Annotated in this window: 18 protein-coding genes; 8 read left to right on the top strand and 10 right to left on the bottom strand. The window is 68.0% G+C overall.

What is annotated here, in order from left to right; translation table 11 throughout:
• Positions 1-5: 5 nt before the first annotated feature.
• Positions 6-926, bottom strand: coding sequence for an arginase (gene rocF, locus ABL844_RS28885; RefSeq protein WP_184642065.1), 921 nt, complete (start codon positions 924-926; stop codon positions 6-8).
• Position 927: 1 nt separating this feature from the next.
• Positions 928-3,000 (bottom strand): prolyl oligopeptidase family serine peptidase, encoded by a 2,073-nt coding sequence (locus ABL844_RS28880; RefSeq protein WP_418129788.1) that lies wholly within the window; start codon positions 2,998-3,000, stop codon positions 928-930.
• A gap of 215 nt (positions 3,001-3,215) precedes the next feature.
• Here ABL844_RS28880 and ABL844_RS28875 point away from each other — a divergent pair, with 215 nt between their 5' ends.
• The 5 genes from ABL844_RS28875 to ABL844_RS28855 all read left to right on the top strand — a co-directional run bounded on the left by ABL844_RS28875 (position 3,216) and on the right by ABL844_RS28855 (position 7,705).
• Positions 3,216-4,925, top strand: coding sequence for a WS/DGAT/MGAT family O-acyltransferase (locus tag ABL844_RS28875; RefSeq protein ID WP_418129787.1), 1,710 nt, complete (start codon positions 3,216-3,218; stop codon positions 4,923-4,925).
• Positions 4,926-5,092: 167 nt separating this feature from the next.
• Positions 5,093-5,650, top strand: coding sequence for a hypothetical protein (locus tag ABL844_RS28870; protein ID WP_418129786.1), 558 nt, complete (start codon positions 5,093-5,095; stop codon positions 5,648-5,650).
• A gap of 54 nt (positions 5,651-5,704) precedes the next feature.
• A complete protein-coding gene (locus ABL844_RS28865) occupies positions 5,705-6,169 on the top strand; it encodes a phasin family protein (protein ID WP_418129785.1) in 465 nt (154 codons plus the stop codon).
• A gap of 26 nt (positions 6,170-6,195) precedes the next feature.
• Positions 6,196-6,831, top strand: coding sequence for a TetR/AcrR family transcriptional regulator (locus ABL844_RS28860; protein ID WP_418129784.1), 636 nt, complete (start codon positions 6,196-6,198; stop codon positions 6,829-6,831).
• 88 nt (positions 6,832-6,919) lie between these two features.
• A complete protein-coding gene (locus ABL844_RS28855) occupies positions 6,920-7,705 on the top strand; it encodes an esterase/lipase family protein (RefSeq protein ID WP_418129783.1) in 786 nt (261 codons plus the stop codon).
• 46 nt (positions 7,706-7,751) lie between these two features.
• On the opposite strand, the gene ABL844_RS28850 is transcribed toward ABL844_RS28855, so the two are convergent.
• The 5 genes from ABL844_RS28850 to ABL844_RS28830 are packed head-to-tail and all read right to left on the bottom strand — an operon-like array spanning position 7,752 to position 12,978.
• Entirely contained in the window at positions 7,752-8,018 is a 267-nt protein-coding gene (locus ABL844_RS28850; protein ID WP_418129782.1) for a hypothetical protein, read from the bottom strand.
• A 5-nt stretch (positions 8,019-8,023) separates the two neighbouring features.
• Positions 8,024-9,175: a hypothetical protein gene (locus ABL844_RS28845; RefSeq protein ID WP_418129781.1), complete on the bottom strand. Its 1,152-nt coding sequence runs from the start codon at positions 9,173-9,175 to the stop codon at positions 8,024-8,026.
• The gene (locus ABL844_RS28840; protein ID WP_354325294.1) at positions 9,175-9,522 is read right to left on the bottom strand and encodes a PAAR-like domain-containing protein; all 348 of its coding nucleotides are present in this window, start codon (positions 9,520-9,522) and stop codon (positions 9,175-9,177) included. Before ABL844_RS28840 ends, ABL844_RS28845 begins: the two co-directional genes overlap by 1 nt.
• Entirely contained in the window at positions 9,519-10,691 is a 1,173-nt protein-coding gene (locus ABL844_RS28835; RefSeq protein ID WP_418129780.1) for a DUF2169 family type VI secretion system accessory protein, read from the bottom strand. Before ABL844_RS28835 ends, ABL844_RS28840 begins: the two co-directional genes overlap by 4 nt.
• Positions 10,684-12,978 (bottom strand): type VI secretion system Vgr family protein, encoded by a 2,295-nt coding sequence (locus ABL844_RS28830; RefSeq protein WP_418129779.1) that lies wholly within the window; start codon positions 12,976-12,978, stop codon positions 10,684-10,686. The genes ABL844_RS28835 and ABL844_RS28830 overlap by 8 nt, the downstream gene beginning before the upstream one ends.
• Positions 12,979-13,174: 196 nt before the next feature.
• Between ABL844_RS28830 and ABL844_RS28825 the strand changes: the two genes are divergently transcribed.
• Positions 13,175-13,789 (top strand): hypothetical protein, encoded by a 615-nt coding sequence (locus ABL844_RS28825; protein ID WP_418129778.1) that lies wholly within the window; start codon positions 13,175-13,177, stop codon positions 13,787-13,789.
• Positions 13,790-13,804: 15 nt separating this feature from the next.
• Here the strand turns inward: ABL844_RS28825 and ABL844_RS28820 are convergent, their stop codons facing one another.
• The 3 genes from ABL844_RS28820 to ABL844_RS28810 form a co-directional block, all read right to left on the bottom strand.
• Positions 13,805-17,023 carry a bifunctional cytochrome P450/NADPH--P450 reductase gene (locus ABL844_RS28820; protein ID WP_418129777.1) on the bottom strand — a complete coding sequence of 1,073 codons (3,219 nt, stop codon included), beginning with the start codon at positions 17,021-17,023 and terminating at the stop codon, positions 13,805-13,807.
• 142 nt (positions 17,024-17,165) lie between these two features.
• Entirely contained in the window at positions 17,166-18,422 is a 1,257-nt protein-coding gene (locus ABL844_RS28815; RefSeq protein ID WP_418129776.1) for a branched-chain amino acid ABC transporter substrate-binding protein, read from the bottom strand.
• Between the two features lie 27 nt (positions 18,423-18,449).
• Positions 18,450-19,145, bottom strand: coding sequence for a TetR/AcrR family transcriptional regulator (locus ABL844_RS28810; protein ID WP_184642050.1), 696 nt, complete (start codon positions 19,143-19,145; stop codon positions 18,450-18,452).
• An 85-nt stretch (positions 19,146-19,230) separates the two neighbouring features.
• Between ABL844_RS28810 and ABL844_RS28805 the strand changes: the two genes are divergently transcribed.
• Together ABL844_RS28805 and ABL844_RS28800 are read left to right on the top strand one after the other, a co-directional pair.
• Positions 19,231-20,844, top strand: a complete 1,614-nt coding sequence (locus ABL844_RS28805) for an AMP-binding protein (RefSeq protein ID WP_418129775.1) — start codon at positions 19,231-19,233, stop codon at positions 20,842-20,844.
• 13 nt (positions 20,845-20,857) lie between these two features.
• Positions 20,858-24,154, top strand: coding sequence for a carboxyl transferase domain-containing protein (locus ABL844_RS28800; RefSeq protein ID WP_418131965.1), 3,297 nt, complete (start codon positions 20,858-20,860; stop codon positions 24,152-24,154).
• Positions 24,155-24,203: the final 49 nt, after the last annotated feature.

The raw sequence follows: 24,203 nt of genomic DNA, 5'->3' as shown, positions 1-24,203 counted from the left end.
CTTTTCTACCTCACCAGCGTCGACTTGCCGAACAGGCTCTCGATGAGCTCCACGGCCACCTCGGCCGTCTGGTTGCGCACGTCGAGCGCGGGGTTCAGCTCCACCACGTCGAGGGAGCCTAGCCGACCGGTGTCGGCGATCATCTCCATGCACAGCTGCATCTCGCGGTAGGTGGGCCCGCCACGCACGCCGGTGCCCACGCCGGGCGCATCGGCGGGGTCGAGGCAGTCGAGGTCGAAGCTCACGTGCAGGTGGGTGTCCTCGTCGACGTCCTGCAGCGCCTCGGTCATGGTGGTGCGCATGCCGTGCTCGTCGATGTGGCGCATGTCGAACACGTTCAGGCCCAGCGTCCGGATGGCTTCCTTCTCGTCGCCGTCCACGCTGCGGATGCCGATGAAGCGGATCGCGTCGTGCTGCAGCGCCGCGCGCTCGCCGCTCCAGCCCGTGAGCACCGCCGGCCCATGGCCCAGCAGGCATGACACCGGCATGCCGTGCAGGTTGCCGCTGGGGCTGGTGGCCTCGGTGTTGACGTCGGAGTGCGCATCGAGCCACAGCACACGCAGCTTCTTGCCGCGCTTGCGCGCATGCCATGCCACCGCGCTGATCGAGCCGATGGCCAGGCAGTGGTCGCCGCCCATCATCAGCGGCACGTGGCCGGCGCCCAGCGCCGTGTCGATGGCCTGGTAGACCGAGCGGTTCCAGGCGATCACCTCGTCGAGATGCCGCAGCCCGCTCGGCGGCTGCGTCCAGGGCGTGGCCGGCCCCGCGAGGTTGCCGCGGTCGACGACCGCATAGCCCTGCCGCGCGAGCGCCTCGGGCAGGCCCGCCACGCGCAGCGCGTCGGGGCCCATGCCCGCTCCGCGCACGCTGGCGCCTACGTCGGTGGGCGCGCCGATCAGTTCGAGGGTGACGTTGGCATTGCTCATTTCAATTCCTCAGGTGTCGCCACAGGTATGCGTAGCCCAGCGCGTCCATGAAGGCGGACTCCTTGTTGTCCGTGGCCGCGCTATGCCCGCCTTCCAGGTTCTCGTAGAAGCTGCTGTCGTAGCCCAGCGCCTTCATCCTCGCGTGCATCTTGCGCGCATGCACCGGGCCCACGCGGTCGTCGCGCGTGGACGTGGTGAAGAGCGCGGGCGGACAGGCCAGCCCCGGCTTCGCGTTCTCGTAGGGCGAGAAGGTGCGGATGAACTCCCACTCCTCGGGCTGGTCGGGGTCGCCGTACTCCGCGATCCATGAGGCGCCCGCCGACAGCTGCGTGTAGCGGCGCATGTCCAGCAGCGCCACCTCGCTCACGATGGCGCCGTACAGGTGCGGGTACAGCGTGAGCATGTTGCCCATCAGCAGGCCGCCGTTGCTGCCGCCCATGGCGCCCAGGTGCGCGGGCGAGGTGATCCCGCGGGCGATGAGGTCTTCGGAGACGGCCGCGAAGTCCTCGCAGGTGCGCAGCCGGTTCTCCTGCAGCGCGGCCTGGTGCCAGCGCGGGCCGTACTCGCCTCCGCCGCGGATGTTGGTGACGACGTACACGCCGCCCTGGTCCAGCCATGCGCGGCCGATGCTGCCGCTGTAGGCGGGCTGCAGCGGAATCTCGAAGCCGCCGTAGGCGTACTGCAGCGTGGGGTTGGTGCCGTCGGCCTTCAGGTCCTTCGGCGCGATCTCGAAGTAGGGCACGCGCGTGCCGTCCTTCGAGGTGGCGAAGTGCTGGCTTACGCGATGGCGCGAGGCGTCGAAGAAGGAGGGGCTGTCCTTGATCACCTGCGGCTCTCCCTGCCGGATGGTGCCGATGTAGAGCGTGGTCGGCTGCAGGAAGCCGCTCACTGTGAGGAAGTAGTCGTCGTTCTCGTCCTCGTCGATGCCGCCCGCAGCGATGGTCGAGAGTTCAGGCGCGCCGCCCAGGCTCTCGCGCTTCCACGGGCCCTTGCCGTCCGCGGGCGGCGTGAGCACCTCGAGCTGGTTCACCACATCGTGCATCACGTTGAGGAGCAGATGGTTGCGCGTCCACGAATAGTCGTCGAGCGCGGTGGTGTCGTCGGGCTCGAACAGCACCGTGAGCTCGCGCCGTCCGGCCATGTAGTCGTCGAACTTCGCGGCCAGCAGCGAGCCCGACCTGTAGGTGGCGCCGCCCACGGTCCAGTCTTCTCGCGGCTCGACGAGCATCCACTCGCGCGTGATGTCGGTGTTGGAATCGTCGGGCACGTCGATCTTCACCAGCTTGCCGTCGGTGCCGCGCAGCCAGGTCTCGCTTTCGTAGAAGTCCATCTGGCGAGAGACGAAGTCGCGCTCGAAGCCGGGCGTGTTGTCGCGCCAGGCGCTGACGGACATGTCCTCGTGCAGGCCTTCGTACACCGTCACCGCGCCTTCGAGCGGCGTGCCGCGCCGCCACTCCTTCACGATGCGCGGGTAGCTGGAGCTGGTCATCGAGCCGGGGCCGAAGTCGGTGGCCACGTAGAGGTGGTCGATGTCTTTCCAGCCGACGTGGTTCTTGGCCTCCGGAAGCGAGAAGCCGCCTTCGACGAACTGCTTGGCCTCCAGGTCGAACTCGCGCACCACGTCGGCGTCGGCGCCGCCGCGCGACAGCGAGATCAGGCAGCGCCTGTACTCGGGCTCCAGGCAGTCGGCGCCGTGCCAGACCCAGTTCTCGCCGTCGGCCGCTGCCAGCGCGTCGATGTCGAGCACGGTCTCCCATTCGGGCCGGGGCTTGCGGTACTCGTCGAGCGTGGTGCGGCGCCAGATGCCCTTCGGATTTTCCTTGTCGCGCCAGAAGTTGTAGAAGAAGCGCGGGCCGATCTTGCGGACCATCGGAATGCGCTCGTCGGAGTCGAGCACCTCGAGGATGCCCTGCTGGAGCGCCTCGAACGCGGGCGACTGCGCGTAGGCCTGAACCGTGATGGCGTTCTGGGCACGCGCCCAGGCCAGTTGCTTCTCGCCATCGATGTCCTCTAGCCAGAGGTTCTCGTCTTCGTCCTGTTGCTGATGCTGCTGCGGGGGGAGGCTGGATGTCATGGCCCCAGTGTACGGAGGCGCCGTGAAAGACACCGCGTCTTGTGAGCAGTTGTTGCGGTGCCTTTTTCAGTATCCGTACTTTGGAATTACTGGGGCAAACCCCTGTCGCGCCGGTGCCTGCCCTCGGTGGAAACACTGAATAAGGGAGGGCCCGGGAACGCGATGCGCACGGTATCCTGCCAAGCGGCTCATGCCCCACCAAGGAGACACTACACATGAAACACCTGAGCGGTCTTGATGCCACCTTCCTGCACCTGGAAACGCCGGAAATGCCGATGCACGTGGGTTCGCTCAACGTGCTCGACCTGCCCAAGGGCTACACGGGCGACTTCTACGAGGACGCCAAGAAGTTCATGGCCAGCCGCATCCACCTGGCCGACGTGTTCACGCGCAAGCTCGCGCTGATGCCCTTCGACATGACCAATCCGGTCTGGGTGGAAGACAACGACATCGACCTCGACTACCACGTGCGCCACATCACGCTGCCCAAGCCCGGAACCAACCGGCAGTTGCAGCAGTACGTGGCGCGGCTGCATTCGTCGCTCATCGACCGCAGCCGCCCGATGTGGGAGTTCTACATCATCGACGGCCTCAAGAGCGGCCAGGTGGCGCTCTACACCAAGGTGCACCACGCGGGCATCGACGGGCAGGCCGGCGTGGAAGTGGGCAAGGCCATCTTCGACCTCGAGGCCACGGGCCGGGTGGTGAAGCCGCCGCGCTCGCGCCCGCGCGGCAACAACTACCAGCTGGGCATGGCCGAACTCGCTACCGCGGCGCTGCGCAACACCGCGCAGCAGTACGTGAAGCTCTTCAAGATGGCGCCGGCCATCGCGCGCGCCATCAGCGGACTTGCCAGGCCCGACGAGAAGGCGGCCGAGAAGGATGCGGCCGCCGCGCCGAAGAAGTTCAACCTCTTCGCGCCGCGCACCTCGCTCAACGTGTCGATCACCAACCAGCGCACCTTCGCCGGGCGCACCATCTCGCTGGCCGAGACCAAGTACATCGCCAAGCACTTCGGCGTGTCGCTCAACGACGTGGTGCTGGCCACCGTGTCGGGCGCGCTGCGCCACTACCTGGCCGACAACAACGAGCTGCCGGCCAAGCCCCTGGTGGCCGGCGTGCCGGTGAGCCTGCGCGAGGCGGGCGACGACACGGCGAACAACCAGGCCAGCATGATCCTGGTGAGCCTGGCCAGCGACATCACCGACCCGATCCAGCGGCTGAAGGCCATCAACGCCTCGTCGACCAGCTCCAAGTCGACCATGAACCGCTTCAAGGCGGTGATCCTCGACGACTTTCCGACCTTCGCCGCGCCCTGGCTGGTGTCGGGCATCGCGTCGATGGTGGGGCGCTCGGGCATCGTCAACCTGCTGCCGCCGGCGGCCAACGTCGCCATCTCCAACGTGGCGGGCGCGCCCTTCCCGATGTACTTCGCGGGCGCGCTGGTCACCTGCTACTACCCGGTGTCCATCGCCAGCCACGGCACGGCACTCAACGTGACGGTGCAGAGCTACAACGGCCGCATGGACTACGGCCTCATCGCCTGCCGCCGCGCCGTGCCCGACATCACGGAGATCGGCGACTACATGCTGGCCGAGCACAAGCTGCTGATGGAGCTCACGCAGAAGCACCCGGCCGCAGCCGGCGCCGCTCCCGCGCCGGTGCCGCCGAAGACGGTGGCGGAGCCCTCGGACGACGAGGCCGAAGCCATGCCCGTTGCCGCCGCAAAGAAGAAGCCAGCCGCTCGCAAGAGGGCCCCGGTCAAGGTCGCGGCGAAGAAGGCACCTGCGAAAGCGGCTGCCAAGGCGGCCGCCAAGCCACCGGCCAAGGCCCCTGCCAAGAAGGCCGCGCCCAAGGCTCTGGCCCGAAAGGCCGCCCCGGCCAAGCGTTCTTCGGGCTCCGCGCCCAGGGCCGCCGCGGCCTGACCGGCACAAGGGGCAGGCCCGGAAAGAAAATTGGGGCAGTTGGACTAGTTTTCCGACTGTTCTAGTTTTCCAGGCCTAGGCCCCCTGGAAGAAGATAGGCCCATCGCGACTGATCCAGTCCCTCTGTTTCCTTCGCGAAGCCCATCAACTTCAAGGAAATCTTCATCATGTCCACGCAAACCTCCATCGCCTCCGCTGCCGTCCACGTCGTCGGCCAGTACAACGACGCGGGCAAGACCCTGGTCGGCGCCTATCGCGCCGGCGTGCACCGCCTGCTGGGCGGCGCCGCTTCGCGCTACAGCGAATTCCTCGGCAGCCGCCAGCTCCCGCTGGTGAGCGAGCAGGTCAAGGCCAACCTGATCGGCGCGCAGGAGAAGATCAACGGCTTCCTGGCCAACCGCGTGGATATCGACACCGGCCGCATCGTCTCGGTGATGGACCGCGTCGCCGCCGGCACCACCAGCGGCATCGAAGCCGTCGCCGGCCGCGTGGCCCGCGTCGAATCGCCGGTCGCCACCTCGGTGATCAATGCCCTCGGCGCGCTGAACCAGCCGCTGGCCACCGTCTCGGTGCAGATCGCCGACCGCATCGCCGCCGGCACCAAGCAGATCGAAGCCCGCGTGAACGGCGCCGAAGAAGCCGCCAGGCCGGTCCGCACGGTGAAGGCCAAGGCCGCCGCCGCCAAGAAGCCGGTTCGCCGCGCTGCTGCCCGCAAGGCGGCCTGATCCTGGGGCGCATGGCGCCCCTTTTCATTTTTCTTCCGGCATCTGGAGCACCGAATGGCCACCCGTCCCGACGAAACTGCAAGGTTGAAGAAGAGGGCGGCGCCCGCGAAGGCGGCCAGGAAGGCGCCGGCTGCGAAGAAGAAGGCCCCCGCCGCGAAGAAGGCGGCGGAGCAGACGGGCAGCAAGGCCGAGGGCCTGCTGCGCGCCGGCCTCAAGGCGCTGGACAACGTGCGCAACGACGTCGCCAAGCGCCAGGCCAACGTGATCGAAGGCCTGCTCGGCATCGGGCAGGGCAAGGTCCCCAGCCTTGGCCTCGACAGCTTCGGCATCCGCAAGTTCGAGGACGTGTTCGACCAGCGCGTCGCCACCGCCATGCAACGCCTGGGCATGCCCGACGCGGCCGAGGTTCAGGCCCTGCGCGACGAAGTGGCCAGGCTGCGCGAGCGCGTGGCGCAGCTCGAAGCCGGCACGGGCGCGGGCGCAGGCGCAGGCACATCCCGCGGGCGCGGCAAGCGCTGAACGGCAGGCAACGCAGCAAGCCGCCTGTGGCCAGCTCCAACACCACGCGCGACCGCATCCTGCAGGCCAGCCTGGCGCTCTTCAATGCGCAAGGCCTCGCGGCCGTGTCGACCCACAAGATCGCGGCCGAGTTGGGCATCAGCCCGGGCAACCTGCACTACCACTTCAAGGCCAAGCAGCTCATCGTCGAATGGCTGTTCCGGCGCTTCGAGCAGCGGCTGGAGGCCCTGAACGGCTCGTCGGGCTCCATCGCGGCCATCGACGACCTCTGGCTCGCGCTGCACCTGCGCTTCGAGGCCATCGACGAATACCGCTTCATCTACCGCGACATGGCCTTCCTGGCCAGCGAGTACCCGGCCCTGGGCCAGCGCGCGCAGGCCCTCACCGCGCAGAACCTGCTGGCCGCGCAGACGCTGTGCGAGAGCCTCGTGGCCTCGGGCGTCATCGAGACCAGTGCCGAGCAGGCCCGCATCCTGGCGCTGCAGATGGTGTTCACCACCACCTGCTGGCTCTCGTTCGAGCGGCTGGTGCCGGGGCGCGAGGCGCTGGCGCAGGCCGACCCGGGCCTTGCGGCCTTCTACACGCTCACGCTGGTTTCCCCGTATGTTTCCGGCGAATCGAGGGCTTACCTCGATTACCTGAGGGCCAAATACCTCGGATAAATGTCGCTGCCGTCCGACGGGGCATTCGCTTTGCCGGCCTCACCTTCGTTCTGAAGCAGATAAAAGAACCACAAAGGAGCCATCCATCATGACCAGCGCTACCGCCACCTACGCCAAGGAAGACCTCACCCCGCCGTCGCGCCTGCTGCTGCTGGCCGAGGGCCGCGCGCTGTGGGAGACCGGTGCGGGCATCGCCATGTGGCCGCTGCTGCAGCTCACGCCGCGCGGCGACGGGCACCCGGTGCTGGTGCTGCCGGGCCTGGTGGCCGGCGACGGCTCCACGCTGCTGCTGCGCCGCTACCTCTGCAGCCGCGGCTACGACGCCCACGGCTGGGGCCAGGGGCGCAACTTCGGCCCGCGCGAAGGCGTGGAGCAGGGCATGGTCGAACTGCTGAAGAAGCTGCACGACGACAGCGGCCAGAAGGTCAGCATCATCGGCTGGAGCCTCGGCGGCGTGTACGCACGCATGCTGGCCTCGTCGTACTCGCACATGATCCGCGACGTCATCACCCTGGGCAGCCCCTTCTCGGGCAGCCCGCGCGCCACCAACGCATGGCGCGTGTACGAAGGCGTGAGCGGCCAGAGCTCGCACGACCCGCGCCGCATGAAGTTCGTGCAGCCCACGCCGCCCGTGCCCACCACCTCGATCTTCAGCCGCACCGACGGCGTCGTCGCATGGCGCTGCAGCATCGAGAAGACCGGCCCGCAGTCGGAGAACATCGAAGTCATCGCCAGCCACCTTGGACTGGGCGCGCACCCGGCGGTGCTCTATGCGGTGGCGGACCGGCTGGCGCAGCCGGAGGGGCAGTGGAAGCCGTTCAATCGCGGGGTGCTGGGGCCGCTGGTGTATCCGGATCCGTATCGGGGCGCTTGAGTTTCGGGCGCCCGCAGCCCCGCCGTTGCGGTCGCCCAGGTCTTTCTCAAGCCTTGGCCAGATGGGCCATGACCTCGTCGACCAGTTCCCTGGAGCCTGAAATCGACAGGCCGACGAAGGTTTCGGCTTCGACCAGGAGATGCTGGTCGGCGATGGTCACCGAATAGCTGTCTATCTCCTGCGAACCGGCAACGGACCAGTCGTGGCCGTCGAGAACGGCCCCCATCTCCCGCAGGGCCTTCGCAAGCTTCTCGCGCAGCTGCTCGTCGTATTCGTCGCCGAGGATGGCGGTAAAGGCGGTGCCTTCATTCATGGTCATCAAAGTCCCAGGTCCTTCCCGCCAGTTCGTGTGGCGGATTCAATTATCTGACTCCATGATTTCCCCCGTTGCTGCAGCCAGTCGATGGTGGGGCCCAGTTTGTCGCCGTACTTGGTCAGATTTCTCTCGTAGATCTTGTCCAGCATTTCCTTGGGGGTGAGGTCCTTGTACTGGACGCCCAGCGCGCGCCTGTCGGCATGCAGCTGTCTTGCGATTTCCTCTTCGCTCTTGCCGGCGTTTCGCATTTCCGCCTCCTTGTCCTTCAGGGAACGGACCTTGGCTTCGTACTCGGCTCGCAAGGGGGCTTTCTGAGTGACGACGACACCGTCCGCCGGAGCTGTTTCCTTCGCTTGTCCGGTGGACGGCCGTGACGAAGACGGCTTGCCCTCCACCGGCCTGCTCACTGGTTCCAGGGGCGCATTCTTCGCGGTGCCCCCAGGCCGGGGCAGGGGCTCGGCAGCAGGTTTCCCACCAAGCACGGTGACGGCGGCCGCAGATTCGAACGCACTGGCCCCGAACTGATTGGCCGCGGCGACCTGCTGCTCCGAGCCGCCCAGCACACGCGTGGCCGCACCGGGTGCCCCGAATAGCGGGCCCAGCAGTGCGATGCCCAGCGAATTGCCGAAGCGCAGGTTCTGCTCGCTCAGCCAGGCGCTTTCGGCGCCGGAGATGTTGTTCTCCCAGCGAGGCCCCGGCGTGTAGACGTCCTGGAGGAAGGAAGTCCTTCTCCTGAGCTCGAGGGCTTGTTCCGGCGGCAGCGGATTCTTGCCGCTGTAGTGGTCGTTCAGCTGCTGGAGCTTGTCGTCCAGCGCCGCCTTCGGGATCTCGTCGGGCATCTGTTCGCATGCCCGCTGGAAGGTCTTGGCCGATTGCAATGCGTCGGTCGGTTCCAGGCGCGCGTCGCGGCCGTTGCCGATGAACATCCGCTCGTACCATGGGATTTTCTCGAACTCCGCCTTCTCCCGTTCATACCGTTCACTGCAGATGCCGGGTCGGCGCCGCAGCATCGGCCCCTTGGGCACCTCGAAGGTCAGCACCCTGCCGAGGGTGCCGTTGCTGTTGAAGGCCGGGGTCGAAAAGGGGGACGAAGACGAAGAGGAGGTGGACAGCACCTGTCCCAGCGTCTTCTTGTCGTCGGGGGTCGAACTCATCAGGCCGATCCGTTCATCTCGCAAAGATCGCCATGGCGGGCAACGGCACGGCTTTCGACGAAGACCGTCTGCGAGCCCGAGATGATCTTCACGTTGCCCGCGCCGAGCGAGACGCCCGAGCGCACGCCACTGCCCGCATTGCCTGCCACGCCCTTGACGATGCTGTCGACCATGAGCACCTTTTCGCTGCGCGCGAACACTGTGTGCGAGTAGGCGGCCTTCTCCGGAGGGAGGATCGACACGATATCGAAGGGAACGACCTGCTTGCCGACGATGCAGAAGTCGGGCACGACGTTGACCACCATGAAGCCCGACTCGGCGTCGGCGATGTGTTTTTCGGTGCTCATGCCGACACCTCTTCCTGGCGGGCATTGCCATCGGTTGCGATGACTTCGGCAAGCTGCCGGTGGAAGAGGTCGACCGCTACCGTATCGAGCGCCTGGTCCAGCGTGAGCCGCCAGGTCAGATGCACGAGCATCTCGTCGAGGTCGACGTGCACCGTGTCGAGCCGCATTGCTTCGCTGCGCTCCGTGCCATCGCCGTCCCTGCACAGCGCCTCGATCCACAGCTGCGGCAGCTGGAACTCGATATGCGGCGCGGAGGCGAAGAAGCCGCTCATGCGCACCGACTCGTCGCCTCGCAGGCCGCCGGCCACGACCTGGTCGGCGGGCGCGTACTGGAAGAAGCGCTCGTCGAAATCGTCGGCGTAGTCCATGTACGGCTGTCCGGCATGACGCTGGAGCCAGGCGTCGTCGTAGGTGCCGGCCAGCGCCAAACGCGGCTGCCAGAAGCGCGCGATGGGGCCGAAGCCGGCGGGCTGCGCGTCCTCCTGGTTGGCGTGCTGCAGCGGTGCGCCGGCGTATTCGATCTGCGGTCCGAAGAACGGCAGCCCGGCGGCATGGCGCGCTCCGGGGTGGTCTTCGCGGGCTGCGCTGCCGAACCATCCGGTGCCGCAGGGATTGGCTGCGTGCGTGCGAGGCTGAGCTGCTTCATCGTCTCCCTGGTCGAAGCCCCATCCGCCGTAGGCGAGTTCATAGCGCAGAGGCACGGCGAGCGTGGGTTGCGGATCGGACAGGCCGCGCTGTGCGGTGTCCTCGTGCCAGCTCCAGTGCCGCGGGCCCGTCAGGCGCAGCGCCTTGTGCAGCAGCGTTTCCTCCTGCCGGCGCACCAGCAGCTGCGCATGCCACTCGCTCGACGGCGTCCAGCCGAGGGCGTGCGCGGTGCCCGTCACGTAGACGTCGGCACCGGGCTTGCGCAGCAGCACGTCGGTGGCGGCGCGCAGGCTCGACAGCGTGGCATGGTCGGCGTCCCACGGCTCGTCGGCGAAGACCGGTCCGCGGTGGAACGCTGCCGGCTCCAGGCGCCCGGGCGCGAGAACGAAGCTCGCGCACACCACCACCACGTCGTGGAAGCGCCGGCCCTTGCCCATCTTGTCGAACTGGAAGTGAGGAAAGGGCGTCGCGTTGCGCAATTGCGCGAGGCGTGGCTCGGGAATCGGCGACGCGGGCTCAGCCATGGCTGTCGTCCTTGTCTGCAGCCATCTTCCCGATGCCGGCAGAAACGGCCGCGGAGACGGTGCCCAGCACCTGCGTCACCTGGCCTGCCGTTCCACCGCCACCGCCAGCGCCTCCGGCCACCTGCTGCGCGATCGACGCGAGCTGCCCCGCCTTGCCCAGCAGGTCGGCCGGGTTGCCGCCCATCAGCGCGCCCAGGCTCGCGAGCGGGCTGCCCGGAGGCTCGGCCGGCGGCGGGGTGGGCACCGCGTTCGGCTGCAGCGCCGCGCCACCGCCCTTCGGGTTGAGCCAGATGTGCTCGCCGTTGACGGTCACGTCGTCGCCCTGCGCGGTGATGTTGATTTTCTTGCCCGTGACCGCGATGGAGCCGTCGGCCTTGAGCTGCAGCACCGAGGCGCCCACGCGCAGCGAGATGGTCTTGCCGTCCATCTCGATGTGGCTGCCCTTGTCGCCGCCCACGGACAGCAGGTACTTCTCGCCGACCTTGGTGGTCTGCGTCTTGCCGACCATGGTGTTGTCCATCATGCCGACCACGGTGTTGCGCAGCATGCCGACGTTGAAGGAGTAGGCCAGGCCGATGTTCACCATCTTGGCCAGCCCCACGTTGTGCATGTAGGCCATGCCGATGGTGGCCATCTGGTTGCGGCCCACCTTCTTGCTGCGGTCGCGCCCCACGGAATGGGTCTCGTCGTGCTCGACCTCGATGTCCTGGTTGCGCTCGGCGTGCAGCCACACCTGCTCGGCACCCTTCCTGTCCTCGAAGCGCAAGGCGTTGGCGTTTGCCTCGCTGCCGCCCTCGGAGCTGCGCGTGAGAAGGCCGCTCTGCGTGGCGTTGTCGGGCAGGGTCCACGGCGGCATGTTGTCGGCGTTGTAGACGCGGCCGGTGACGATGGGCCGGTCGGGGTCGCCGTTCTCGAAGTCGACGATCACCTCCTGCCCGATGCGCGGGATCTGGATGCCGCCGAAGTTGGTGCCAGCCCAGGGCGATGACACGCGCACCCAGCACGAGCTGTTCTCGTCCTTCGTGCAGTAGCGGTTCCAGTGGAAGCTGAGCTTCACGCGGCCGTACTCGTCGGTCCAGATCTCGCGGCCCGCGGGGCCGGTGACGATGGCGGTCTGCGGACCCGTGGTGCGCGGCCGGGGTACGGACGGTGCCGGCGGGCGGAACACCTTGCTCGCGGGGATCACGTCGAAGTCGACGCGGCACTCGAACTCCTGCTGCGAACTCGCGTCGCCCACGTCCTGCAGCTGCAGATGGGCATGCGTGACCAGGTACTGCCGGTTCGATTCGTTCTGCGGATGCCGCTCCAGCGTCATGAGGCAGCCCGGCACCACGGCACGCAGGTTGCCCGAGCCGCTGGCGAGCTCGCCCTGGCTGCCGGTCTCCTCCATGCGCGTGCGCACCAGCTGCTCGCCTTCGGACTCGACGACGTAGTCGCCCGGCCAGCCATAGCGCTCCCAGGTGTTCTGCGCGGTCTTGCGCGGCATGGCGCTGATCTGCTGCAGCTCGGCCTTGGGGCGCGTGAAGTCGAAGTCGTCCGTCACCCAGCGGCCGCTTTGCAGCTCCTCGCAGGCGTTGAAGCGGTCGCAGTGCTCCTCGCGCACGGTCGCGTCCGCAGGGTGGAAGGGGATGCTCTGGTAGCCCTCGTGGGCGAAGGGCTGGTGCGAGGCCATCTCGTCCACGATGACCAGCTTGTGGCTGCTCTCCTCGTGCTCGAAGTAGTAGTACAGGCCCCATTCGTGCAGCAGCCGGGCGATGAAGTCGTGGTCGCTCTCGCCGTACTGCACCTGGAACTCGCGCGGCGGATAGCTGCGCGTTGCCCGGACCTCGAAGGGCAGGCTGTACTTGCCGAGCACCGTCCTGACGATGTCCAGCACGTTCTGGTTCTGGAAGATGCGGTAGTCGCTCGTGCGCGTGGCAAGCGTGAGCCAGGGCTCGATCACGGCTTCGTAGAGCGCGCGCCGGTTCTCCAGCCGCAGGAAGCGTACGCGTGTGACGAGGCCCGAAATGTGGCGCTGCTGCGGCCCGGAGCCCGGGCGGCCGTCGAGCACGATGTGCGCGGCCAGCATTTCGCCCACAAGCTGCTTGATGGCGACGTTGGCCGCCTGCCGCTCGTTGTAGCCCTGCTGCTCGGGCGTGGCCAGCGTCAGCGTGTAGCGAAACAGGCTGCTCAGGCCCTCGTCGCCCGCGATGGCGATGGGTTCCAGCGCCGGCGCATTGCCGAGCGTAGGCATGGCGGACGAGGAAGCGGTAAGGACACGCGCAAGCTGCGCTGCGCCGACAGACATGGAATCTCCCTGGAGTTCTTGGGTTCTTGGCTGACGAAGCAAATCGTAGCAATTCGAGCCTGAAACACCAGTAAGACGATAGATTGCTACAGATCGGGCATTTCCGGCGTTCTTGCGTTCGTGTGCGCAAGATTGCGGCGAGCCATGACTTCCGTCACTTGTGGCGCCGCTGGTCCGCCCAAAACAATGGCGCACCATGCACAGCCTCCCGCCCATCTACCCCCGCATCAGGCATGCCGGCTTCGTGGAGCAGGCGATGCGGCCGGTGCTGGAACTGATCGAGACGCTCGGAGGCAACCGCGAAGCGCACGAGCCGGTGGCCTTTCCCCTTGCCGCGGATTCCGACCTGCTGGTGAGCTTCGTGGTCGACACTTCGGCGCGGTTCGTCACGCTGACCCGCGAGGGGCTGCTGGAGACAGGACTCGACACGCAGTCGATGTACGAACTGGCCATCGACAACATGCTGCGGCTCGTGGCGCCCAACGTCCGCACGCGGGATTTCGGCTGCTACAGGGCACTCGTCGCGGGCGACGGCTTCGAGGCCTGCATGCTGCTGCTGCCCGATCTCTGGCAGCAGCTTGCGCAGGGCTTTGAGGGCGAGCTGATCGCGGTGGTGCCGAGTCGCGACGTCGTCTACTTCGCCGAGAGCCGCGGCGGCGCCGAAGCGTTGGGCCGCATGTGCGCTGCCGCCGAAAAGCTCAGGGCGGCTGCCGGGTCCGAAGGGCTCTCCGACAGGGTGATGGCGCTGACCGCCGACGGCTGGTGCGTGCGCGGCACGCTCGACGCCTTCGCCCCAGCGCTGGAAGCCTGAGCTTCCGCCGCCGCCTCAGTTCCCCGCCCACACGTCCAGCACGTAGCGCTGGTCCGCGATCATTTTGTCCATCCACGTGGTGCTGTCGTGCCCGTGCTCGCGCGCAAGGTCGCTCAGCGTGCGACGCACGTCGGGCTCCATGCGTGAGCCGTCGCCGCACACGTAGACCACCGCGCCGGCTTCCAGCAGCTTCCACACGTGTGCGGCCTGCTCGCGGATCAGGTCCTGCACGTAGACCTTGCGCTCGCCGGCGCGCGAGAAGGCGGTGTGCAGCTTCATCAGGCCGCGATGCGCCCAGGCCTGCAGTTCGTCGGCATAGATGAAGTCCTGCTCGGGATGGCGGCAGCCGAAGAAAAGCAGCGCCTCGCCGAGCGCGGTGCCCGCCTCGGCCTGCGCCGCGCGCTCCTGCAGGAAGCCGCGGAACGGGGCGAGCCCGGTGCCGGGGCCGATCATGATGAGCGGCTGGGTCGCGTCCTCCGGCAGCCTGAAGCCTTCGGCCGTGGTCTCGCGCACCACGCCGTGCACCGTGTCGCCGGCCTCGGTGCGCGCCAGGAAGTTGGAGCACACGCCCTCGAAGGTGCCGATGCCAGACTTCGCGGGCCCGCTCACCACGCCCACCGTCACGCTGCAGCGGCCCGGCGTCATCGCGGGTGAGGACGAGATCGAGTAGTAGCGCGGCGAGAGCGGCGACAGCATCTCCAGAAACACGGCAAACGGCACCTGGCAGGCGCGGTGCTCTTCCAGCAGGTCGAGCAGCGACTTGCGCTTGTGCAGCACCTCGGCCTTGTATGCGGCCTGCGAGGCCTCGTCGCTGCCCGAGAGGGCCTCCAGCCTGGGTTTCGTGAACGGGCATTCGGTGTACGCCGCCAGCGTGGCGATCTGCTTGCGCGTGGCCACGTCCTGCAGCTCGACATAGTCGCCCAGCAGGCGGTCTACCGCGATCACCTGCTCCACCGGCAGCGCCGCCTTGCGGCCCGTGGCCGCGTGCAACCGCACATGGGCCGTGCGGTCGAAGCCGAAGCGCGCCATCGCGCGTTCGACCTGCGCCGGGCTGTTGCGCGGCACCACGCTCAGGTGGTCGCCGGCGCGGTAGACGAGGCCCTCGGGCAGCATCAGCTCGACGTGGCGCGTGGAGCGGCCGGCCTCGCCGTTGCCACCGCTTTGCAGTTCGCGGTTCTCGATGACGCGCATCGCCACCGCGCCGAGCGCATCGACGATCGCGTTCTTCTGCGGCGGCGGCAGCTCTTCCAGCGTGTAGAGCGGCTCGCTCTGCGCGGGCATGTCGGCACCCGTCTTGATGCCGAAGGCCTTCGACAACGCAGGCCAGAGTGCGTCGCTCCAGTCCTGGAAGGCGCCGTCCATGTCCTCGCGCGCATCGCCTTCGCCGCGCGAGTGGATGCGCGCGGCGCCCAGCGCCTCGAGCCGCTCGTCGATGCGGCGCGGCACGGCCTGGTAGGTGGAGGCCCAGTCGGTGTTGCCGCAACCGAAGACGCTGAAGCGCACGCCGTTGAGCGAGTCGTCGGCCTTGTCGAGCCAGCGGTGGAATTCCGCCGCGTTGTCGGGTGCGGCACCGTTGTACGAGGCGCAGACGATGGCGACCGCGCCGTTGGCCGGCAGCCGTTCGGCGTAGTCGTCGAGCGAGGCCAGCTGCGTCGAGAAGCCGCGCATCTCGCCGGCCTCGGCGAGCTGTCGTGCCAGGTCTTCGGCGGTGCCGAGGTTGGAGCCCTGCAGCACCAGCAGCGAGGTGCCATGGCGCGCCGCTTGCGGCTTGCGCTCGGCCGCCTTGGCGGGCTGTACCGGCGCCGCGGCCGCGTCGCTCATGTTGCCGCGCGGGCGCGTGGCCGGGTCGCGCAGCAGCGCCTTGATCCTGAAGTTCTCGGGCTTGATCGTCAGCGCTTCCTTGATCTTCAGCTTGTAGCCCGTGTGGTCCACCAGGTTGAAGCGCTGCAGGATCATGCCCAGCGTGAGCACCGCCTCCTGCAGCGCGAACTGCCGCCCGATGCAGGCGCGCTGGCCGTTGCCGAAGGGCTTGAAGGCGTTCACCGGGCGCTCGCGCTCTGCCTCGCGGCTGAAGTGGTCGGGGTTGAACCGGTCGGCGTCCTCGCCCCAGATGCCCTTGTCACGATGCAGCGCCAGCGCATGCATGATGACCATGTTGTTCTTCTTGATCGTGTACTGGCCGCCGATCTTCGTTTCTTCCTTTGCGCGCATCGAGATCGCGGGCGCCGTGGGGTAGAGGCGCAGCGACTCCTTCAGCACCTGCATCACGTACTGCAGGCGGTTGACCTGCGCGTAGGTGGGCTTCTGCGTGGTGTCAGGGCCGAACACGCTGTCGACCTCGGCCTGCGCCTTGGCCATGGCGTCGGGATTGTTCAGCAGGAAGTAGATGGCGAAGGAGAGCAGGCCGCTGGTGGTCTCGTGCCCCGCGATGAGGAATTCGATGCACTCGTCGCGGATCATCTTGTCGGTGAGCTTCTCGCCGCTCTTCTTGTCCACGCCTGCGATCATGTAGCTCAGCAGGTCGGGCTTGGTGGCGATGTCGGCGCCGCTCGTGCGCCGCTCCTCGATGATGTTTTCCACCATCTTGTGCATGTAGCGGATGTCCTTGCGCTGCTGGGCGAGCTCCTTCTTCAGCATCAGCTCTTCCAGCGGCAGGCCGCGGCGGTTCTGCACCGTCTCCAGCGTGCGCACCATCGCGTCGACGAAGGGGTGGAAGCCTTCGCGGTAGAAGGAATTGAAGCGGTAGCCGAAGCCGCACAGGCCGATGGTGTCGAGCGTGAGCGCGGTCATGTCGCGCACCACGTCCACCTCTTCGTCGAAGTTCAGCCGCTCCCACTTGGTGACCAGCTGCCCGGCGATGTCCAGCATCATCGGGTGGTAGGCCTGCATCGCGCGCTGGCTGAAGTTGGCCAGCAGGATGTTGTGCGGCTTCGACCAGGTCTCCTCGTGCGTGTCGGAGGTGAAGAGGCCGTGGGAGGCCGCGCGCAGCCGGCGCAGCGCGCCGCGCGTGCTCTTGTCGAAGCGCTCTTCCTCGCAGAGCTCGTCCACCAGCGCGGGCGAGGACACCACGATCACCGGCATGCCCGGCATGTCCAGCCAGTAGATGCCGCCCAGGTCCTGCGCGATCTTCCACATGTCGAGCACGGGAGAGTCGGAGCCGATCGACAGCAGGTTGCCGACGAAGGGTTTCTTCGCCGGATGCGGGATCGGATGGAGCGAGTTTTTGCCTGCCATGGTCTTGTTGTGCCTTTGGAATGGACCCGCCTCTGATATCCGGGCTTCGAAGCCGGAGTATCCCGACGGCACAGGCGGCAGGCAGGACGGGGTTTCCCTTACAACCCCCGTCCTCTTCAGCAGTCGCGAAGAAAGTGCACGCTCAGGGCCTGACCATCTTGCACTCCGTGCCTTGCGCGAGCTCGTTGCCGGTATAGACCGCGTCGGTGCGGAAGCCGTAGTTGGTGCCTTCCCAGCCGGTCTTCACCGTCTTGCCGTCCACCGGCACGATGGTGTTGACCACCTGCGTCAGCAGCAGCTGGTGGTCTTCGGCGCGCATGCGCACGGGGCCCACCACCGAGTCGAAGTTCAGGTCTTCCAGGGCATGCGCGACCTTCACCGTGTCGGTGGAGCCGGCCTTGTTGATGGCCGCGGCCAGCAGGCGCGGCGTCATGTCGATACGGGGCGCGAGGAAGTCCTTGCCGGTCTTGGCCTTGTAGGCCTTGGCCAGCGCGTCCACCTTGGGCGTGTCGGCCTCGCCCGGGTGCCATTCGGCCACCCAGGTCAGCTGGCCCAGCCTGGCCTGCGACACGGCCGTGACCGTGCCCGGCACCGAGCCCGCGCTGTGGTTGAAGTAGCGCAGGTTGTAGCCGGCATCGCCCGCGGCCTTCAGCAGCAGCGTCATGTCCTGGCCCCAGTTGCCGGTGATGACCGAGTCGGCGCCGCTTTGCTTCACGTTGGCGATGTAGGGGGAGAAGTCCTTCACGCGGCCGATGGGGTGCAGCGTCTCGCCCACGAACTGGATGTCCGGCCGCGCCAGGCCCACCAGTTGGCGGCCGTAGCTCGCCCACTGCTTGCCGTGCGCGTAGTCCTGGTTCAGCAGGTAGACCTTCTTCACCTCGGGCGTCTTCTTGATGTAGTTGGCCAGCGCCTTCATCTTCATCGCGGTGTTGGCCTCGGTCTGGAAGTGCCAGAAGCTGCAGGCCTTGCCCGTCATCTCGGGGTCGATGGAGGAGTGGTTCAGCACGATCAGCTCCTTGCCCGGGTTGCGCTGGTTCCAGCGCGCCACCGACTGCACCAGCGCCGTGACCACCGAGGAGCCCGAGCCGCCGGTCACGATGGCCTTCGCGCCCTGGTCGATCGCCGCCTGCAGCGCGCTCTGGCTTTCCTGGGCCGATAGCTTGCTGTCGAACTGCAGCAGCTGCAGCTTCGTGCCGCCGAGCACGCCGCCCTTCGCGTTGATGTCCTCGATGGCGTACTGCGTGTGCATCAGCATCAGCTCGCCCACGTTGGCGAAGGGCCCCGACAGCGGGTCGATGTAGGCGATCTTGTAGGTCGCCTGCTGGGCATGCGATGCGCCGGCCGCGGCCAGCAGGCAGGCAAGGGCGATCCGCGCCAGAGGCGCTTTCCTGAACTTCATGGTGCTTTGTCTCCGGAGGTGTTGTCTTCAGTTCTTCGTTCGCAGCCCGATCACGCGGCTGGCCAGCTTCGTGAGCTCGGCCACCACCTCGTCGGGCGAGAGGCGCCCGCCCGGGCGGTACCAGCTGTAGAGGAAGCCCGGCAGGCTGCAGGCCGCGAGCGCGGTGATCTTTGTCTCGGTGAAGTCGAGGTCGCCGTCGGCGCGCGCCTCTTCGAGCAGCGGGCACAGCCGCTCGTAGAAGTGATGCGCCAGCTTCTTCTGCGCGGCGATGTACTCGGGCCGGTACACCTGCGGCTCGCGGTAGGGAAAGAAGGCCACCGGGTGGTGCGAGATGGTCGCGCGGATCAGCCGCTCCAGGCCGTCGAGCACCTTCTCGCTTGCGCGGCGCGGATCGGTTGCGGCGAAGTCGAGCGCGGTGAAGCAGTCGACCGCGGGGCGCCACGACAGCGTCTCGAAGATCTCCTGCTTGTCGCGGAAGTAGTAGTACACGAAGGGCTTGGTCATGCCCAGCTCGCGCACGATCTGCGCCATGGTGGTGTTGGCGTAGCCCTGTGCCGCGAAGAGCTGCGCGGCCGCCTGCAGGATGCGCTCGCGCTGCGTGTCGGTGCCCTGCGTGGCCGCGCGCTGGCGGCCCGTGCCCTGGGGCAGGTGCGGCTGCGCCGTGACGCCGCTCTGGTCTGCGGAGCCAGAGGGTTTTTGCCGTGTCGCGGAAGTTATACCCATGGGTAGGATTGTTCGTGCACCATGCACCATTGGCAAGCGCCAGCCCCTTGCGGGCTGCTATCGATAACCCTGAGAAAGTGACGCCATGGAGACATTGCCCGACCGCCCGCAGCAGCCCCTGCACGAGTACCTGCGCACCCACGCGCGAGAGCGCGGCGACAGCCCCGCCTGCATCTGGTACGGCCACGCGACGAGCTGGGGCGCGCTCGACCGCGCCAGCGACGCCTTCGCCGCGCGGCTGCAGGCGCTGGGCGTGGAGAAGGGCGAGCCGGTGGTGCTCTTCCTCAACAACTGCCCGCAGTACCTGGTGGCGCACTTCGGCATCCAGAAGATCGGCGCCATCGTCTGCCCGAGCGGGCCGCTCAACAAGGAGCACGAGCTGGCCTACCAGGTCAACGACCTGAAGGCGCGCGTGATCGTCGCGGCCGCGCCGCTCCTGCCGGTGGTGCGCAAGGTGCAGCCCGGGAGCTCGCTCGAACACGTGTTCGTGGTGCACTACGCCGACCTGCTGCCGGCCGATCCTGCGCTCGACCTTCCGGCCGAACTCGCCGCCGAACGCAGGGCGGAACACAGCGTGCCCGAGGACTGCGAAGACTTCCTCGCCGTGATGCGCGCCGATGCGAAGCCGCAGCCGGTGGCCATCGGCATGGACGACGTGGCGCTCATGACGTACACATCCGGTACCACCGGACTGCCCAAGGGTGCGATGCTGAGCTACGGCAACGCGCTCTTCAAGACGCGCGCAGCGGCCGACTGCAACGGCGTTGGGCCTGACGACCGGCTGCTCTCGATCGCGCCGCTGTATCACATCGCCGGCATGCTGATGGGCGTCAACGTGCCGGTGCTCACCGGCGCCGCCTCGGTGCTGTTGCACCGCTTCGATCCGCGCGCGGCGCTGCAGGCCATTGCCGCGTACAAGGTGAGCTGGTGGTACAGCATCGCGCCGATGAACGTGGCATGCATGCAGGTGCCGGACATCGCGTCCTTCGACCTGCGCAGCCTGAAGATGAACCCGGTGACCAGCTTCGGCATCGCCTTCACCGAGCCGCTGGCGCTGCAGTGGCGCTCGCATGCGCCCAACTGCACGTCCTTCGAGGCCGCCTACGGCCTGAGCGAGACCCACACCTGCGACACCTACACGCCGCACCATGCGCCGCGCTGGGGCACGCAGGGCGTGCCGGTGCCGGGCGTGACGATCCGCATCGTCGATGCCGACACGCAGGCCGACTTGCCCGCGGGCGAGGTCGGCGAGATCGTGCTCACCAGCCCCGGCACCTTCAAGGGCTACTGGAACAAGCCCGAGGCCACCGCCGCCACGCTGCGCGACGGCTGGGTGCACACGGGCGACATGGGCAAGATCGACGCCGACGGCTACCTGACCTTCATCGGCCGCTTCAAGGAAATGATCAAGGTCTCGGGCTACAGCGTGTTCCCCGAGGAGGTCGAGACCATCCTCATCAAGCATCCGGCGGTGGCGCAGGCGGCGGTCATCGCGCAGCCCGACGCGGAAAAAGGCGAGGTCGTGAAGGCCTTCATCGTGCGCAAGACCGGCGCCGAGCTCGATGCGGAGGCGCTCATCGCCTGGGCGCGCGACAACATGGCGAGCTACAAGGCGCCGCGCGCGGTGAGCTTCATCGACGCGCTGCCCACCACCGGGGCGGGCAAGGTGCTGCGCCGCCTGCTCAAAGACCAAAGCTGAGAGGTTCCGTTTGCTGTTCTCCAAAGTTCTGATTGCCAACCGCGGCGAGATCGCGGTGCGCCTGGTGCGCGCGCTGCGCGACCTGGGCATCGCCAGCGTGGCGGTGCATGCGCGCGACGACGCCGCCGCGCTGCATGTGCAACTGGCCGACACGGCGGTGGCGCTCGATGCCACCGGCCCCGCCGCGTACCTCGATGCCGCAGCGCTGATCGCGGTGGCGAAGGCGCAGGGCTGCGACGCTGTGCATCCCGGCTACGGCTTCCTCAGCGAGCGCGCCGATTTCGCGCAGGCCTGCGCGGATGCGGGCCTGGTCTTCATCGGGCCCACGCCGGAGCAGCTCGGCCTGTTCGGCGACAAGGCACGGGCGCGCGAACTCGCCACGCAATGCGATGTGCCGGTGATGCCCGGCAGCGCCGGCGCCGTGACGCTTGCGCAGGCGCAGGCCTTCTTCGCCGAGCAACAGGCGCAGGGCGCGGGCGTCATGGTCAAGGCCATCGGCGGCGGTGGCGGGCGTGGCATGCGCGCGGTGCTGGATGTGCAGGAGCTTCCGGAGGCGCATGCGCGCTGCATGTCCGAAGCCAGGGCGGCCTTCGGCATCGAGGGCGTGTACGTCGAGCGGCTGATGCTCAACGCGCGGCACATCGAGGTGCAGGTGATCGGCGACGGCAAGGCCGTGGCCAGCCTCGGCGAGCGCGAATGCACGCTGCAGCGGCGCTTCCAGAAGCTGGTGGAGATCGCGCCCAGCCCGTCGCTGCCCGAGGCATTGCGCGCGCAGGTCACGCAGGCCGCGCTGCGCATGGCAAAGGCGGTGAGCTACCGCGGGCTCGGCACCTTCGAGTTTTTGGTCGATGCGGCATCGGCGACGCTGCCCTTCGTGTTCATCGAGGCGAATCCGCGCCTGCAGGTGGAGCACACGGTGACCGAGGCGGTGACGGGGCTGGACCTGGTGCAGCTGCAGATCGCCGTGGCCGCCGGCCAGCCGCTTTCCGAACTCGGCGTGGAGGCCGGCCGCACGGCGCTGCAGCGCGGCTTCGCTGTGCAGTGGCGCATCAACGCCGAGACCCTCGATGCGCAGGGCAACGCTCGGCCCTCGGGCGGCACGCTTGCGCGTTTCGACCTGCCGGCCGGCCCCGGCGTGCGCGTGGACACGCACGGCTATGCGGGCCTCGCGCCTTCGCCGCACTACGACACGCTGCTCGCCAAGCTCATCGTGCATTCGCCCTCGCCGCGCTTCGAGGACGCGCTGCGCCGCTCGCTGCGCGCGCTCGACGAGTGCCACATCGACGGCATCGCCACCAACCTCGCGCTGCTGCGCGCCATCGCGGCGCGGCCCGAGTTCGCGACGCAGGCGGTGCACACGCGCTTCGTGGAGGCGCATCTGGGCGATCTGCTCGCCGCCGCGTCGACGCTGGAGAAGCAGGTGCGAAAGACGGTGGCTGCTCCGACCGGGCAGGCGGCCGTCGCTGCCGATGACGAGTCGGACGAACTCACGGTCAAAGCACCGATGCCCGCGCGCCTGGTGCAGTTCGAGGTCGAGGTGGGCGACGTGCTGCCGGTCGGCGCGCAGCTCGGCGTGCTCGAGGCGATGAAGATGGAGCACCTTCTGCACGCGCCGGTGGCCGGCCGCGTGGTGGCGCTGCTGGCCGCACCGGGCGACTATCTCGTCGAAGGGCAGTCGCTGGTGCAGCTCGAAGCCGTCGATGCGCAGGCCGTGCAGGCCGAGGCACGCGCCGAGCATGACCTCGACGCGATCCGCCCCGACCTGCGCAAGGTGATCGACCGCCATGCCTACACGCTCGACGCCAACCGCAAGGCGGCCGTCGACAAGCGCCACGCACAGGGCGGGCGCACCGCGCGAGAGAACATCGCGGACCTGTGTGACACCGCCTGCGACCCCGCCAACTTCATCGAATACGGCGCGCTCGCCATCGCCGCGCAGACGCGGCGGCGCACGCTGGAAGACCTCATCGCCAACACGCCTGCCGATGGCATGGTCACGGGGCTGGGCAGCGTCAACGCGAAGCAGTTCGGTCCCGAGGCCTCGCGCTGCGCGGTACTGGCCTACGACTACACCGTGCTGGCCGGCACGCAGGGCATGCGCAACCACCACAAGACCGACCGGCTGCTGGCTGTGGCGCACCAGCTGAAGCTGCCGGTGGTGTTGTTCGCGGAAGGCGGCGGCGGGCGGCCGGGCGACACCGACATGCCGATCGTGGCCGGCCTCAACAACCACACCTTCAGCCAGTTCGCGGCGCTCTCGGGCAAGGTGCCGGTGGTGGGCATCGTGCATGGCCGCTGCTTCGCGGGCAATGCGGCGCTGCTGGGCTGCGCCGACGTGATCATCGCCACCAAGGGCAGCAACATCGGCATGAGCGGCCCCGCGATGATCGAGGGCGGTGGGCTCGGCACCTTCGCGCCGGAGCAGATCGGGCCGAGCGGCGTGCAGTCGCGCAACGGCGTGATCGACATCCTGGTGGAGGACGAGGCCGCGGCCGTGGCCGCCGCGAAGCAGTACCTCTCGTACTTCCAGGGCGCGACCACCGGCTGGCAGTGCGCCGACCCGCGCACGCTGCGCCACGTGGTGCCCGAGAACCGCCTGCGCGTGTACGACGTGCGCGCCGCGATGCGCGGCGTGGCCGATACCGGCTCGCTGCTCGAGCTGCGCGCGGGCTTCGGCGCGGGCATCGTCACCGCGCTCGCGCGCATCGAGGGCAGGCCGGTCGGGCTGATGGCCAACAACCCGCATCACCTGGGCGGCGCCATCGACGTGGAGGCGGCCGACAAGTCCGCGCGCTTCATGCAGCTGTGCAATGCGCACGGCCTTCCAATTGTTTCGTTGTGCGACACGCCCGGCTTCATGGTCGGGCCCGAGATCGAGGCGCAGGCGCAGGTTCGGCACGTGTGCCGCATGTTCATGGTGGCCTCGCATCTGCGCGTGCCCTTCTTCGCCGTGGTGCTGCGCAAGGGCTATGGCTTGGGCGCGCAGGCGATGACGGCCGGCGGCTTCGATGCGCCTGTTTTCACGGTGGCCTGGCCCACGGGCGAATTCGGCGCGATGGGGCTGGAAGGTGCCGTGCGGCTGGGCTTTCGCAAGGAGCTGGCCGCCGCGCCCGAAGGCGCCGAGCGCGATGCGCTGTTCAAAAAGCTGGTGGCGCAGCAGTACGAGAACGGCGAGGCCATCCACATGGCACAGACGCTGGAAATCGACGCAGTGATCGACCCGGCCGACACGCGCACCTGGTTGGTGCGTGGGCTGTCTTCCGCGACGAAGGCGCAAGGAGCGGCCGTCGCTTACGTAGACACCTGGTAACCGGGCTTTAGACCTCGTCACGTTCGGGGGATCGGTGGCTCCGTACACT

The organism is Variovorax sp. 278MFTsu5.1, from assembly GCF_048305045.1.
GTDB lineage: Bacteria > Pseudomonadota > Gammaproteobacteria > Burkholderiales > Burkholderiaceae_C > Variovorax > Variovorax guangxiensis.
This window is presented reverse-complemented; position numbering and strand designations above follow the sequence as displayed.

Coding starts and splice junctions, on each gene's coding strand:
- rocF (WP_184642065.1), bottom strand. CDS start 926: ATGAGCAATGCCAACGTCACCCTCGAACTGATCGGCGCGCCCACCGAC.
- ABL844_RS28880 (WP_418129788.1), bottom strand. CDS start 3,000: ATGACATCCAGCCTCCCCCCGCAGCAGCATCAGCAACAGGACGAAGAC.
- ABL844_RS28875 (WP_418129787.1), top strand. CDS start 3,216: ATGAAACACCTGAGCGGTCTTGATGCCACCTTCCTGCACCTGGAAACG.
- ABL844_RS28870 (WP_418129786.1), top strand. CDS start 5,093: ATGTCCACGCAAACCTCCATCGCCTCCGCTGCCGTCCACGTCGTCGGC.
- ABL844_RS28865 (WP_418129785.1), top strand. CDS start 5,705: ATGGCCACCCGTCCCGACGAAACTGCAAGGTTGAAGAAGAGGGCGGCG.
- ABL844_RS28855 (WP_418129783.1), top strand. CDS start 6,920: ATGACCAGCGCTACCGCCACCTACGCCAAGGAAGACCTCACCCCGCCG.
- ABL844_RS28850 (WP_418129782.1), bottom strand. CDS start 8,018: ATGAATGAAGGCACCGCCTTTACCGCCATCCTCGGCGACGAATACGAC.
- ABL844_RS28845 (WP_418129781.1), bottom strand. CDS start 9,175: ATGAGTTCGACCCCCGACGACAAGAAGACGCTGGGACAGGTGCTGTCC.
- ABL844_RS28840 (WP_354325294.1), bottom strand. CDS start 9,522: ATGAGCACCGAAAAACACATCGCCGACGCCGAGTCGGGCTTCATGGTG.
- ABL844_RS28835 (WP_418129780.1), bottom strand. CDS start 10,691: ATGGCTGAGCCCGCGTCGCCGATTCCCGAGCCACGCCTCGCGCAATTG.
- ABL844_RS28830 (WP_418129779.1), bottom strand. CDS start 12,978: ATGTCTGTCGGCGCAGCGCAGCTTGCGCGTGTCCTTACCGCTTCCTCG.
- ABL844_RS28825 (WP_418129778.1), top strand. CDS start 13,175: ATGCACAGCCTCCCGCCCATCTACCCCCGCATCAGGCATGCCGGCTTC.
- ABL844_RS28820 (WP_418129777.1), bottom strand. CDS start 17,023: ATGGCAGGCAAAAACTCGCTCCATCCGATCCCGCATCCGGCGAAGAAA.
- ABL844_RS28815 (WP_418129776.1), bottom strand. CDS start 18,422: ATGAAGTTCAGGAAAGCGCCTCTGGCGCGGATCGCCCTTGCCTGCCTG.
- ABL844_RS28810 (WP_184642050.1), bottom strand. CDS start 19,145: ATGGGTATAACTTCCGCGACACGGCAAAAACCCTCTGGCTCCGCAGAC.
- ABL844_RS28805 (WP_418129775.1), top strand. CDS start 19,231: ATGGAGACATTGCCCGACCGCCCGCAGCAGCCCCTGCACGAGTACCTG.